The following is a 13815-nucleotide window of genomic DNA, read 5'->3' on the forward strand; positions in this document are numbered from 1 at the left end:
TGATTTATCAACGGCTCGCCGTCAAAGCGAACTGGATAGGGATCTGTACGCGGCTAGGCACGGCCTGGCCGTTGCTGGTTTCAGGGCGAAAGCGCCACTTGGCGACAGCCTCCAGGGCGGCGCGATCAAGGCTGTCTACGCCCGAAGAGCGCAGTACATTCAGGCTGCGTTGCTGGCCGCGCTCATCCAGACACACCTCGACCAGCACCACCCCCTGCTGGTTACGCCGCCGCGCCTGGGACGGATAACTCGGCTGGCGGGGCGGCTCGCGGAAACTCGGTTTAGTGCTGAGCACTTCAGCGGTCGCTTGCGCAGCAACTGACTTGGCGGGCGCAGTTTGAGCCGCTGCAACCACCGCAGCCGACTGACTGGTTGCCTCGGTTGGCTGCGCCTGCACGGGCTGGTTTTGAGTTGGCTGTGCCACTAGAGCTGCCTTTGGCTTGGCTGCTGGCGCCGGCACTACAGGCTTAGGCGGCGGCGCCTTTCTAGGCACGACCGCCTGGCGTTGCGGTTGCGGTTGCGGTTGCGGTTGCGGTTGCGGTTGCGGCGGTTTGGTCGCTGCCGGCGTGGCCTGTTGCAACACGGCTGCCAGGCGTAACACCTCAGGCGCATCAAGGGATTGCGCCGCACTCAAGGCTGGCTGCTGCATATCGCCATGCAGCAGCCAACCGGCGCTATGCAGCGCCAATGACAGCAACAAAAACAACGACAAACGCAGCATGCGGACACTCGGTTAGCTCGAATCAAATCTATTTGATAATTATTTGCATTAGCATGTCAATGTCGTTTAGGTTTGCCGCCGATGCCAACCCGGTGGTCAGAGAAGCCACCCGTACGATCCTGGAGCCCCCATGCACAGAAGTCCTCCATTCGCCCGCCGCCCCTGGCTTGCTCTGCTGTTACTCAGCCCATCGCTGGCCCTTGGCGCCGAGAAAGCGCCGAACCAGTTCGATACGGTGACCGTCACAGCCACCCGCACCGAACAGACCCTCGACCAAGTGCCGAGCACCGTATCGGTACAGACCGAACGCGATATCGACCAGCAGAACGTGAAGAACATCCAGGACCTGGTGCGCTATGAGCCTGGCGTGTCCGTGAGCGGTGCTGGCAGCCGCTTCGGCCTGGCGGGCTTCACCATCCGTGGTATTGGCGGTAACCGCGTGCTGACCCAAGTGGACGGCGTACCAACCCCGGATGCCTTCACCTTCGGTCCCTTCCTCGATGCGCGGCGCAATTACGTCGACCCGGACACCGTGAAGCAGGTGGAAATCATCCGCGGCCCGGCAAGTTCGCTGTATGGCAGCGACGCGATTGGCGGTGCCGTGAGTTTCCTGACCAAGGATGCCGGCGACTACCTGGAGGAAGGGGACGACGTCTACGCGCGCCTCAAGACCGGCTACAACGGCGCTGATGACAGCTGGATGCGCAGCACAACCCTAGCGGCCCGCAAAGGTCAGTTCGATGGCCTGCTGCACCTCGGCCGTCGCGACGGCCAGACTCAAGAGACCTTTGGTGGGCGTGGCGGCATCGGCGCGACGCGTGAGCAAGCCAACCCGCAGGACTACCGTGCGGACAACCTGCTGGCCAAGCTCGGTTGGAGCTACAACGACAGCGACCGTCTGCAGCTGACCTATGAGACGTTAGAAGACAGCGCCAACACCAACGTGCTCAACGAGTACAGCACGACCGCTACCGTGCGTACCTCCGACGCCACGGATGACACCGACCGCCAGCGCGTCAGCCTGCAACACCAGTTCGAGATGGGCAGCGTGATCGCCGATCGCGCCGAATGGCAGCTGAGTTATCAGGACAGCCAGATTCGCCAGCGTACCGAGCAAACCCGTTTCAGCGGCGGTACCCTGCGTGAACGTAGCCGCGATTCCACTTATGAGGAGAAGCTGTGGGCATTCAATGCCAAGTTCGACAAGTTGTTCGAAACCGGCATCGCCAAGCACCAGCTGATCTACGGCTTCGACGTCAAACGCCTGGACAGCAGCGACCTGCGTCGCGGCCGCGAAGTCTTCGCCAGCAATGGTTTGCCGGTGCCTGCCATCCCAGGCGATGAAACCTTTCCACTGAGCGACTTCCCCGACCCGACGTCCACCGAGTACGCGCTGTTTGCCCAGGACAATATCGAGATTGGTCGCTGGACCCTGTTGCCGGGCTTGCGCTACGACCATTACGAAATGAAGCCGGACGTGACTCAGGAATACCTCAACAGCAAGCCAGTCAACAGCAATCCCGCTGATTACAAAGACGACGCCCTCTCGCCCAAGTTTGGCGTGACCTACCAGCTCGATGACGCCCACAGCGTTTACGGCCAGTACGCCGCTGGCTTCCGCGCACCCAATGCGGTGGATATCTTCGGTGAGTTCATCAACTTTGCCCGCGGCTACCAGACCATCGCCAACCCCGACCTCAAAGCCGAAACCAGTGACAGCTACGAGCTCGGCCTGCGCGGTAAATACAACGCCGGCAGCTTTGGCCTGGCGCTGTTCTACAACCGCTACGACGACTTTATTGAACAGGTCACCCTGGCCAATGACCCGACCGGCAACGGCCGCATGACCTTCCAGTACCAGAACCTGGATCGCGTCACCATCCGCGGCGCTGAAGCCAAGGGCGAGTTGTTCCTTAACAGCGTTGGCCTGCCAGACGGCAGCCGTCTGCGCGGCTCAATTGCGTACGCGCGCGGCAAGGACGAAGCCAGCGGCCAGCCGCTCAACAGCATCGACCCTTTGAAAGCGGTATTCGGTCTCGGCTATGACGCCCCCAGCCGCAAGTTCGGCGGCGAGTTGGCCTGGACCCTGGTGGCCGCCAAGGAGCGTGTCGACGAAACCCAGATCGCCAATCAGTACGAGCCATCGGGTTACGGCCTGCTCGACCTGACAGGTTATTGGCAGGCGACTGAGCAGTTCTCAGTCAACGCCGGCCTATACAACCTGGGCGACAAGCAATACTGGCAGTGGGGCGATGTCCGCAGCCTCACCGAAAACAGCGCCAGCCTGGGCCGCTACACCCAGCCGGGCCGCCACGCCGCGGTCAATCTGGTCTGGGAAATCTGAGCCGCAACACCTCTAGTGCGCGATTAACCCGCCGCGATAAAGCGTTCCATTTGGCGCATGGATGCGCCCTGCTCTTTCACTTCCGCGCCAGGGCGGCATAATGCCGGCCTGTCGGGGAGGTTCCTATGTTGCGTTTATGTGCACCGGATGAGTTGGCCGAAGGCCAGAGCCGGGGCTTCGAGTTAGCTGAAGAGAAGCTGCTTGCCGTGCGCAAGGACGGTCAGTTGTATGCCTATCGCAATCGCTGCCCGCACCGTGGCATCTCCCTGGAATGGCTGCCCGACCAGTTTCTCGACGCCAGCGCCAGCCTGATTCAGTGCGCCACCCATGGCGCGCTATTTCTGATCGAATCCGGCGAATGCGTCGCTGGCCCCTGCGCCGGGCAAGCACTGAAAGCACTGGCCATCCGCGAGGATGATCAGGGCATCTGGGTCGATCTGCCTGCATAAGCAGTTGTTGGGAGCGGAAGGCCGCGCAGGTTGAGCGCAGCGCTGCCCATCAACCAGCCGCTGCAGCAGACCGGCTGCATGGGTATCGCAAGCTCAACCCATCCTACGAGTGGTCGTTTCACCCTACTGGTGTGCAGATAAGCTAGAGCCCGGCAGCGTGCAAACGCTGTGCATGCTCGACAAACAGTTTGACCGGCTCGGCACCTTTGCCGACCAGGCCGAAGGTTTGATTGATAATGTCGAAGTGATCCAGCGGGTACTGATCACCGATCACCGTGCCCAGGTGCGAGCTGTAGCGCCCGACCATGCCATCACACTGCCCCACCTCACGCTTAAAGGTGCGCGCAAAAAGCCGGCAGACAATGTTCGGCCCATCGAAGCGGTTGCCCGCTTTATTGGTGATGCCTGGCTGCAACGTACCGGACCAGGAGTAGTAGCGCACGCCATTGACCTCGGCTGCGCCCTCACCGCCCCAGGTGTCAGGCAGGCCTTGCGGGTACTGCACGTTGAAAGCGGCCACACCTTCCTGAGTTAACGACTGCTGCGCCGCGCTGACATCCATCGGCAGCGGCTCGCCCTTATAGCCGCGTTCCAGCCAGGCCATGCAACGCGCTACGCCACGTAACACGGCACTCAACACACGCTCACGCAGGCTGCCATGTGGCGCTTTGCGCGTAAGAAAATCCGCCAGTTCCGAGCCATGGTTGGGGCCAGCTACCGATGTGACAGAAGCCACCCACTCAGGCTTCACCGCGGCGGCATAACGCGCCGTCAGCGCGCCCTGGCTGTGGCCGATCAGATGGACCTTTTCGGCGCCGGTCTGCTGCAAGACATCGGCAATGCGCAGCAGCAATTGCTCACCGCGCACCTCGGTGGAATGCACCGAAGACACCAGCACCGGGAACACCTGCGCGCCAAGCCGGCGCAACGCCGAGACGATGCCGTACCAGTAGGGGTAGCCGAGCAGGCTGACAAAACCAAGCAAGCCGGGCACCAACACCAGCGGGTAACGGGGAGCGGATGATGACGTCATGGCTAACCTTCCTGGTAATTGAAGCCTTGAGCATCCACTAACCAGGCTACAAATAGCCAGCGCATGGAAATTGAGCGGTAACAACCGCTCAATTTCACAGCACTGTGGTCACGGTTTAAACCTGTGCAGACAGGGCCTTAGCTGGCGGACAGCGGTACACCCAGATCCGCTTGAGCACCGTGGCGAACTGCCGCCACAAGCTGCCGTTGTTGTAGACCTGGCCATAACGCTCGGCAATCTCGCGGACCTCCACGGCCAACGCCGCATAGCGCCGCGCCGGCAAGTCGGGGAATAGGTGGTGCTCGATCTGGTGGCTGAGATTGCCGGTGAGGATATGAAACAGCGGCCCGCCGTTGAGGTTGCTGGAGCCGCGTAATTGGCGCAGGTACCAGTGGCCACGGCTCTCGCCGACTACCGACTCCTTGCTGAATACCGCCGCCTGCTCGGTAAAGTGACCGCAGAAGATCACCGTAAAGGTCCACAAATTACGAATCAGGTTGGCCACAACGTTACCGGCCAATACCGCCAGGGCATTGGCCCCGAGCAGCAGCGCCAGCAGCGGGAAGAACAGGTAATCCTTGCCCCACTGCCGCAATACCTTGGCGTTGAATTGCTTGATCAGCGGGCGCACCTCCTCCTTGCTCATCTTGCCTTTATAGACCTTGTCCAAGCGCAAATGCTGGATCGCCACCGAGTACTGAAACAGCACGGCCTGAATCGTCACCCACAGCGGCTGCCAGCGGTAGAACGGCTTCCAGCGTTGCTCGGGAAACAGCCGCACCACGCCATAGCCCACGTCATCATCCATGCCCAACACATTGGTCCAGGTGTGGTGCACATGGTTGTGGGTGTGCCGCCAGAAATCACTGGGCCCGGCGATATCCCACTCATAGCTGCGCCCTGAGAGATCGGGGTCATTCATCCAGTCGTACTGACCGTGCATGACGTTATGGCCCAGTTCCATGTTCTCCAGAATCTTGCCCAGTCCCAGCAAGGCCGTACCCAGCAGCCAGGTTGGCGGAAACCAGCCCAGCATCAGCAGGCCGCGCCCACTCCAGCAACAGAAGCGCACCGCAGCACGAATCCGCCGGATATAACGCGCATCCACCTCGCCCAGATCAGCCAGGGTGCGTTGACGCAAGGCGTCCAGCTCCTGGCCGAACGCATTCATTTCATCCACAGAAAGCTCGCGATCACCACGCATGGGCCTCTCCTTTAAAGATCAATTTCAACATCGCTATGCGCTGCGCTGACACACAGGCGAATGGGTTGTCCCGGCTCACTGAATAACGCGTCACTGCGCAAATCGCGCACCGTGCCACTGACCAAGGTGCAGGTGCAGCTGGCGCAGATGCCCTGACGACAGCCATACGCCGGCTTCAACCCCTGCGCCTCCGCGTGTTCCAGCAAACTGCGCTGGTTATTGGCAAGCGCCTGCTGGTGGCTGCGGGCAAAACCCAGGCGCACCTGGCGCTCACTGATGTCGCGGCTAAGCGCGGGCGGCGTGAAGGCTTCGACCTGCAGCGCACCGGGTAACCCGGCGGCCTGCCACCACTGCTGCACCTGGGCAACAAACCCCGCCGGGCCACAGGCCAGTACACGGCGTTGCTCCAGCTCCGTTACGGCGGCCAGATGCGCTGAGGTGAATCGTCCTGCCAAGTCGCCCGCTTCAGCTCTGGCAGCCGTTAGCGACCAGCGCACCTGCAGATTGCTGTGTTGCGCCTGCAAGGCCTGCAACTCGGCAACAAAACCGCGCTGACCCTGCTCACGCACGTAATGCAGCAAGGTGATTGGCGCACTGAAGCCTTGCGCCAGAGCGGTGCGCAACAGACCCAGCAGCGGCGTGATGCCACTGCCGGCGGCCAGCAGCAACACACCTTGTTGCGCAGCGGGCCAGCTCAGTTCGCCATAAGCCTGCCCCAGCTCCAGCACATCGCCCACCGCCAAACGCTCAAGTAGAAAGGGCGATACCCGACCACCGGCCTGATGCTTGATGGCGACCTGCACGCTGCAGTCCGCTTGCACTGCCGTCAGGCTGTAACTGCGGCTCAGGCGTACACCGTCACGTTCAAGATAAAGCTGCAAATGCTGCCCCGGCTGCGCGCCGCGCCAGTTGCCATTGGCGCGCAGGGTCAGTTCGAGCATGTCGTCGGCCACCCATTGGCGTTGCGTAACGCGTGCAAATACGCGATTCAGACGCAGCGCCGGGTGCAGCAGCGCCAGCCCAGCGTCAACATCGCTCTCACGTAACCAGCCACGGGCAACCAACAAGCGCAGCGGATACAACAGGCTGGCGAGCCCACGCACCCAGGCAAAAGGAAAAAGGGCCATGCCAATACTCCAGTGAACAATTGTGCACTAGGCTGGCAGAGCCACTTTATTCAGTCAACACTTGTGCACTCAACACACAGAACCCAACGCCGACTCGACGCAACCAATGACTATTCATCAGCACCGGTTAGCGTTTGATCGCAGCTACACCCCGCCTGCCCCCATTTTGTGCAGCAACACGGCTTGCACTGAAACGGCAACAGCCCCTAGAGTGCTGCGCTGATTTCGCCATGCAGAGCCAGGCAGCTTGAAACCACTCCAACCGCGCGCCGAACAAAAACTGCAAACCCGCCACGCCCTGATGGACGCAGCGCGGAGCCTGATGGACAGCGGCCGCGGCTTTGGCAGCCTGAGCCTGCGCGAGGTGGCGCGCTGCGCCGGCATCGTGCCGACCGGCTTCTACCGGCACTTCGAGGACATGGACGCTCTGGGCTTGGCGCTCGTGGCCGAAGTGGGCGAAACCTTTCGCGAAACCATCCGCCAGGTTCGCCACCACGAATTTGAAGTGGGCGGCGTGATCGACGCCTCGGTGCGCATCTTCCTCGACGCGGTGGCGGCCAACCGTTCGCAGTTCCTGTTTCTCGCCCGCGAGCAGTACGGTGGCTCGCTACTAGTCCGCCAGGCCGTTGGCGCACTGCGCGAACGCATTACAGCCGACTTGGTGGCAGATCTAGCCGCCATGCCGAAACTGCAGCACTTCGATGCCCCCGCGCAGAATGTAATCGCCGACCTGGTGGTGAAAACCGTGTTCGCCACCCTGCCCGAGCTGATCGACCCACCCGCAGCGCCCCTGCCGACGCACGCCTCGCCCGAGGTCAAGATGATCGAGCAGCTGCGCTTTATCTTTATCGGCGCCAAACACTGGCAAGGGCTGGGCCAGTCGACCCGCTAACACGCACCAAAACGACTCACCCGCACCCGCAGCGCACCAAAGCAGCCCCAAGCAGTGCACGGTAAACTGGCACGCAGTGCCCGCAAAGCCTCGTTGCGCCTGGGCTCAACACGGATTGGCAAGCCCCTTGCTCTGTAACCGGCATTGACCTGCCGGAAGCTGCCCCATGTTGGTGATCCACCGCCGTATTGCCGCCCAGCCGCGCTGGGACGCCGAACTCGAACTGAGCTTCGAGGCCCGCAGCAAAAGCCGCCTGCGCTGCTTCAGCCGCACCGGTGAAGACGTCGGTCTGTTCCTCGAACGCGGCCAACCCGCCCTGCATGACGGCGAATGCCTACAGGCCGAAGATGGCCGCATCGTGCGCGTCATTGCCCGGGCCGAGCCGTTGCTGCACGTGACCTGCGCCAACCCTTTCGAACTGATGCGCGCCGCCTATCACCTGGGCAACCGCCACGTCGCCCTGCAACTCGGTGATGGCTGGCTGCGCCTGCCGGATGACTACGTGCTCAAGGCCATGCTCGAACAGCTTGGCGCCACAGTGGAAAACGTCGAGGCGCCCTACCAACCCGAACAAGGTGCCTATGGCGGCGGTCACCACCACTCGCATGCCGGCGATGCCGAATTCAGCTACGCACCGCGCTTGCATCAGTTCGGTGCGCGCAAGTGAATAAAGCCTGGCAGCTGCTCCGGCTCGCCAGCCCGCAGTTGCCGATTGGCGGGTACAGCTATTCCCAAGGCCTGGAAATGGCGGTCGAACAAGGCTTGGTCAGCGACTCGGAAAGCGCCCAGCGCTGGATTGCCGATCAACTGCTACTGAATCTCGCGCGCTTTGAGGCGCCCTTGCTGCTCGCCCATTGCCAAGCCGCCGCCAGCGAAGACTGGGCGCAACTGCGCAACCTGGCCGAACAACAACGCGCCAGCCGCGAAACCCGCGAACTGCGCCTGGAAAGCCGGCAGATGGGTTACTCCCTACAACAACTGCTGAGCGGCCTGCCGGAACTCGACGAGCCGGCGCAGCAGCTATTCAGTGATTTGGACGAACCGGGCCTGGCCGTGGGCTGGGCCCTGGCCGCCCGCGCCTGGCAGATCAGTCCTGAGGATGCCCTCGCCGCCTGGCTGTGGGGCTGGCTGGAAAACCAGCTGGCGGTGCTGATGAAAACCCTGCCGCTGGGCCAGCAAGCCGCCCAGCGTCTGACCTCGCAACTGCTGCCGCTGCTCGATCAGGCGCAGCGCCAAGCCAGTGAGCTGCAACCGCAACACTGGGGCAGCGCCGCCTTCGGCCTGGCCCTGGCGAGCATGGCGCACGAGCGCCAGTACAGCCGTTTATTCCGTTCTTGATGATAAGGAAGCCTTAAAGATGAACAGCCAACCCCTGCGTATCGGCATCGGTGGCCCGGTCGGTTCCGGCAAGACGGCCCTGACCCTGGCCCTGTGCCTGGCCCTGCGCGAGCGTTACAACCTGGCGGTGGTGACCAATGACATCTACACACAGGAGGACGCGCAGTTTCTAGTGCGCAACGAGGCCCTGGCCCCAGAACGGATTATCGGCGTGGAAACCGGCGGCTGCCCGCATACGGCGATTCGCGAGGACGCCTCGATCAACCTGGAAGCGGTCGATCAACTCAATCGGCGTTTCCCAGGCCTTGACCTGATCATCGTCGAATCCGGCGGTGACAACCTCTCGGCCACCTTCAGCCCGGAACTGTCGGACCTGACCATCTATGTGATCGACGTATCTGCCGGCGACAAGCTGCCGCGCAAGGGCGGCCCGGGCATCTGCAAGTCCGACCTGCTGGTGATCAACAAGGTCGACCTGGCCCCGCTGGTCGGCGCCTCGCTTGAAGTGATGGAGCGCGACACCCTGAAGATGCGCGGCGACAAGCCGTTTGTGTTCAGCAACCAGAAAATCGGCCAGGGACTCGATCAGATCATCGCCTTTATAGAACGACACGGCATGCTCACCGCAGCCTGATTACGCCCAACACTCAGTCAAGGAGACACCCCATGAACCTGCGCAAAACCATGTTCGCCATTGCCCTGTTTCTCAGCCCAGCAGTGGCGTTCGCCCATGCCGGCCACGACCACTCAGGGCTCACGGCCGGTCTAGCCCACCCGGTATTCGGCCTCGACCACCTGCTGGCGATGCTCGCCGTAGGCCTGTGGGCCGCGCAGCAATCCGGCGCGGCGCGCTGGGCGTTACCGCTGACTTTTGTTGGCAGCATGCTGATCGGCGGTCTGCTCGGTTTTAACGGCCTGCAGATTCCGCTGATGGAAACCGGTATCGCTGCCTCCGTATTGGCTTTCGGCCTGCTGGTGGCCGTGGCCATCCGCCTACCGATGCTGATTGCCGTCGCCCTGACCGCCGTATTTGCCCTGACCCACGGTGTCGCCCACGGCCTTGAGCTGCCCGCACTGGCCAGCCCATGGGGCTATGCCGCAGGTTTTGTCGTCGCCACCGCTGCCCTGCATGCCAGCGGCTACGCCCTGGTGCGCCTGTTACCACACGCGGCTGCGCCTATAGTGCGAGTGCTTGGCGCGGCATCGGCACTGACCGGCGCATGGTTGTTGGCCGGCTAATCAGATTGACTGGGTGGGTGCTGCTGGCGCCCACCCACTCCTCGCCAGCCGGCCCTGACCGCAAAGGTCGCTAGGCTGGCGTATTTCGCCTCTCGCTCAGGCGCCGTGTCTTTGTCATAGTCGAGGCGTATCCACAATCCCTTATTCGATTGCTACGGACTCTCCTCATGCTGCGCGTCGCTCGCTTTCTAGTTGCCCCGCTCCTGCTGCTGGCCGTCGCCCTCGGTGTACTGGCCCTGACCAGCAAGCCGGCCCAATCGATGGCAGTACTCAGTCGCTTTGCCGAGCAACCGCTGGTCATCGCTCACCGTGGCGGCAAAGGTCTGTGGCCGGAGAACAGCCTGTTTGCCTTCCAGCGTGCCAGCGCCCTGGGCGTGGACATGCTGGAGATGGACCTGCACCTGTCCAGTGACGGCGAGCTGGTGGTGATTCATGACCACACCCTAGAGCGCACCACCGACGGCGAAGGCCCGGTTGCCGCGCTCAGCCTGGAGCAGTTACAAGCGCTGGACGCTGGCTACAACTGGAGCGCCGATGGTGGCCAGAGCTACCCCTATCGCGGCCAAGGCATCCGCATCCCAAGCTTTACCGAAGTGCTCGACAGCCTTCCGGGTACGCCCAAAGTGATTGAGATCAAGGTGCCGGACGTCGGTATGGAAGCGCAGCTGTGTGAGGCCCTTGAGGCGCACAAGCAACGTGATCAGGTCATCGTCGGCAGTTTTTATGACCGCAGCCTGCAGTTGTTCCGCGAACACTGCCCCGGCGTTGCCACCTCCGCCGGCCCTGGTTCAGTGCGCTTACTGGTGGCGCTCAACTGGCTGGGCCTGGGCCGCTTGCTGTCACCCTCCTACCAGGCACTGCAAATTCCTGAGGCCCATGGCGACCTTGTTGTGGCCAGCACCAGCCTGTTACGGACCGCCGCACAGCGCGGGCTGAACGTGCAGCTGTGGACCATCAACGAACAGCCGGATATGCGCCGCCTGCTCGACCAAGGCGCACGCGCCCTAATCACTGATTACCCGGACCGCGCCCTGCAGGTACTGGGGCGCTCGACCCGGATCAGCGCCCTGGAAAACTAAGCGCCGCCTGATAAGCGGCGACGCATCAGCCCTGCGCGGCTAATACCACCACACCCAAGCTGTACAAAAAACAACCTACAGCGTCCAGCGCCCGCCCGCTGTGGCCTGGACGCAAGCGTGCGCAGCTTATCCACAGATCGCTCCACAGTAACTTGGGATAAGTTATCCACCGCACCCCTTAAGCGTGTGGAAAAGCCTGCAAATAACGCGATTATTGCTTGACGCAGCAGGCTTAAAATGACGCTTTTCAACACCACAACAGACTGATCAAAAAACAAACAACCTTCGTAAAGCCTCGCCTTACATGGCCTACAGACAGACATACCAGAGTTATCAACAGCTCTACCCACAGTAGCCGTGGACAACTTCAGCGCTACCCCATCACAACCTGAATAACCAGACTAATTTGTGCTTTAGACGATAATCCGCACGCTGATCAAAAAACATACAACTCGCGCAAAGCCACGCACAACAAGGCTTACAAGCAGGCATACCAGAGTTATAAACAACTCTACCCACAGTAGTCGTGGACAACTTTAGCGCCGCGCCCTGAAATTCGCCTGTACAACCCAGCCAAGCTGTTGTTTATGCAGCAAATTATCGATTGATCAAAAAACACACAGAAGCCGCTAACAGCCACACCACTAAGCCTTCACGCGTATACGCCCACCTTATCCACAACTCGACCCACAGTCTTTGTGCACAACTACCCGCACGTGGCAGCAGTGCTGTGTATAAAAGCGCATCGGCTTTTACCTATGGACCTTATCGAGACAATCAACAGCCCCACGCCGGGGCTCAGGCGTAAGGTAAATGCTCCCCATCAAGGAGCTTTCCCATGCGATTTAATGACCTGTTACGCAGCCTGCTCGCCACCTACGCCAGCGGGGCCAGTGGCAGCAGCGGCGAGTAAACCACTCAGCCATCTCACTGCGCAGCGGCAAACCTCGGCTGGCCAGCGCTGGCTGATGCGGGCTGACTCACGTATAAATCTGCGGATTGTCGTCGACCGCGCTGTCAGGCGATTGGCCTCTCAGAAACCGTAGAAAGGAATCCGCCCTATGGCCGGCGCCAGCCTGTTAACCCTGCTCGATGACATCGCCAGCGTGCTCGACGACGTCGCCCTGATGACCAAAGTCGCGGCGAAGAAAACCGCAGGCGTACTGGGTGACGATTTGGCACTAAATGCCCAACAAGTCACCGGCGTGCGCGCCGAGCGTGAACTGCCGGTGGTGTGGGCAGTGGCCAAAGGCTCCTTTCGCAACAAACTGATCCTGGTACCGGCCGCCTTATTGATCAGCGCCTTTGCACCGTGGGCGGTCACACCGCTGTTGATGCTCGGTGGCGCATTCCTCTGCTACGAGGGCTTTGAGAAGCTCGCGCACAAGGTTCTGCACAGCCAGGCTGAGAGCCAGAGCAAGCATGACGAACGGCGCACGGCCGTGGCTGACCCAGCAGTGGATTTGGTGGCGTTCGAGCAAGACAAGATCAAAGGTGCAATCCGCACCGATTTTATTCTCTCGGCGGAAATTATCGCCATCACCCTTGGCACCGTGGCCATGGCCAGCTTCGGCAAGCAAGTTGTGGTGCTGTCCGGTATCGCCATTTTGATGACGGCTGGGGTGTATGGCCTGGTGGCAGGCATCGTCAAACTCGATGATGCCGGGCTGTTTCTCAGCCAGCGCAGCGGCGAAGGCTTGGGCGCGCGCCTGCAACGCAGCCTGGGCAGAGGCCTGCTACTGACAGCGCCGTACTTGATGAAAGGGCTGTCAGTCGTGGGTACAGCGGCAATGTTTATGGTCGGCGGCGGCATCCTTACCCACGGCGTACATGCCGCGCAGGTGTGGATCGAGCAGTTGGCGCAGAGCGTGGCCGCTAGCAGCGGCCTACTGGCAGCGCTGCTGCCCACCCTGCTGAATGCTGGGATAGGGGTCATTGCCGGGGCCGTCGCGCTGCTGCTGGTAAGCCTGGCAACGCGCCTGTGGCACAAGCTGAAACCGGCTAAACCCTCGGCATAAACCGCAACCGCTGTTCAGGCTTAAGCACAACGCTAGCCAACAACAGAGGCCGTGCTGCGGATGTACGGCGCTGAATGCCGGCGGCAGGGCTTTAGCGGCGACAGCCTCCCCCCACCCAATAGCCAGCCTACGCAGAGCGCCACGCATCCGTTACCATCGCCAGCAATTAAGTGAAGAGATGCAGCATGTATATCTATCGACTGGTGCTGATCCTGGTAGTGGGGATCTATCTGTTTTCCCCCGCCATCATGGACTGGTGGATCGACCCCAACGGGGCCTGGTACCGCCCCTACCTGCTGTGGCTGATTCTGATCGTGGTGACCTTTATTCTGCAGAGCCAGCAAGATGCCGATGAACTCTGACCCTCTACG

At 61.5% G+C, this 13815-nt stretch carries 14 protein-coding genes; 10 read left to right on the forward strand and 4 right to left on the reverse strand.

The genetic code is table 11. From position 1 onward, the window contains the following. Positions 1-7: 7 nt before the first annotated feature. Positions 8-721, reverse strand: a complete 714-nt coding sequence (locus N1078_RS00105) for an energy transducer TonB (protein WP_274086172.1) — start codon at positions 719-721, stop codon at positions 8-10. Between the two features lie 130 nt (positions 722-851). Here N1078_RS00105 and N1078_RS00110 point away from each other — a divergent pair, with 130 nt between their 5' ends. After that, positions 852-3065 (forward strand): TonB-dependent hemoglobin/transferrin/lactoferrin family receptor, encoded by a 2214-nt coding sequence (locus tag N1078_RS00110; RefSeq protein WP_274086173.1) that lies wholly within the window; start codon positions 852-854, stop codon positions 3063-3065. A gap of 125 nt (positions 3066-3190) precedes the next feature. Further along, a complete protein-coding gene (locus N1078_RS00115; protein ID WP_274086174.1) occupies positions 3191-3514 on the forward strand; it encodes a Rieske (2Fe-2S) protein in 324 nt (107 codons plus the stop codon). 142 nt (positions 3515-3656) lie between these two features. Here the strand turns inward: N1078_RS00115 and N1078_RS00120 are convergent, their stop codons facing one another. The 3 genes from N1078_RS00120 to N1078_RS00130 form a co-directional block, all read right to left on the reverse strand. Next, complete coding sequence (locus N1078_RS00120) at positions 3657-4547, reverse strand: esterase/lipase family protein (protein WP_274086175.1); 891 nt, start codon at positions 4545-4547, stop codon at positions 3657-3659. A gap of 115 nt (positions 4548-4662) precedes the next feature. Beyond that, the gene (locus tag N1078_RS00125; protein WP_274086176.1) at positions 4663-5751 is read right to left on the reverse strand and encodes a fatty acid desaturase family protein; all 1089 of its coding nucleotides are present in this window, start codon (positions 5749-5751) and stop codon (positions 4663-4665) included. A gap of 11 nt (positions 5752-5762) precedes the next feature. Next, positions 5763-6878 (reverse strand): ferredoxin reductase, encoded by a 1116-nt coding sequence (locus N1078_RS00130; RefSeq protein ID WP_274086177.1) that lies wholly within the window; start codon positions 6876-6878, stop codon positions 5763-5765. A gap of 301 nt (positions 6879-7179) precedes the next feature. Here N1078_RS00130 and N1078_RS00135 point away from each other — a divergent pair, with 301 nt between their 5' ends. From N1078_RS00135 to N1078_RS00170, 8 genes are all read left to right on the forward strand, one after another. Further along, a complete protein-coding gene (locus tag N1078_RS00135) occupies positions 7180-7770 on the forward strand; it encodes a TetR family transcriptional regulator (RefSeq protein ID WP_274086503.1) in 591 nt (196 codons plus the stop codon). A 166-nt stretch (positions 7771-7936) separates the two neighbouring features. Continuing rightward, positions 7937-8437: an urease accessory protein UreE gene (gene ureE / locus N1078_RS00140; protein ID WP_274086178.1), complete on the forward strand. Its 501-nt coding sequence runs from the start codon at positions 7937-7939 to the stop codon at positions 8435-8437. Then, positions 8434-9108 carry an urease accessory protein UreF gene (locus N1078_RS00145; RefSeq protein WP_274086179.1) on the forward strand — a complete coding sequence of 225 codons (675 nt, stop codon included), beginning with the start codon at positions 8434-8436 and terminating at the stop codon, positions 9106-9108. The genes ureE and N1078_RS00145 overlap by 4 nt, the downstream gene beginning before the upstream one ends. Positions 9109-9127: 19 nt before the next feature. After that, entirely contained in the window at positions 9128-9742 is a 615-nt protein-coding gene (ureG, locus tag N1078_RS00150) for an urease accessory protein UreG (protein WP_274086180.1), read from the forward strand. A gap of 32 nt (positions 9743-9774) precedes the next feature. Continuing rightward, positions 9775-10347, forward strand: a complete 573-nt coding sequence (locus N1078_RS00155) for a HupE/UreJ family protein (RefSeq protein WP_274086181.1) — start codon at positions 9775-9777, stop codon at positions 10345-10347. Between the two features lie 167 nt (positions 10348-10514). Next, the gene (locus N1078_RS00160) at positions 10515-11426 is read left to right on the forward strand and encodes a glycerophosphodiester phosphodiesterase (protein WP_274086182.1); all 912 of its coding nucleotides are present in this window, start codon (positions 10515-10517) and stop codon (positions 11424-11426) included. Positions 11427-12487: 1061 nt separating this feature from the next. After that, positions 12488-13444, forward strand: coding sequence for a DUF808 domain-containing protein (locus tag N1078_RS00165; protein WP_274086183.1), 957 nt, complete (start codon positions 12488-12490; stop codon positions 13442-13444). Between the two features lie 185 nt (positions 13445-13629). Then, the gene (locus tag N1078_RS00170; protein WP_090243806.1) at positions 13630-13806 is read left to right on the forward strand and encodes a hypothetical protein; all 177 of its coding nucleotides are present in this window, start codon (positions 13630-13632) and stop codon (positions 13804-13806) included. Positions 13807-13815 lie beyond the last annotated feature (9 nt).

Source organism: Pseudomonas sp. MIL19 (genome assembly GCF_028680365.1).
Lineage (GTDB): Bacteria > Pseudomonadota > Gammaproteobacteria > Pseudomonadales > Pseudomonadaceae > Aquipseudomonas > Aquipseudomonas spirodelae.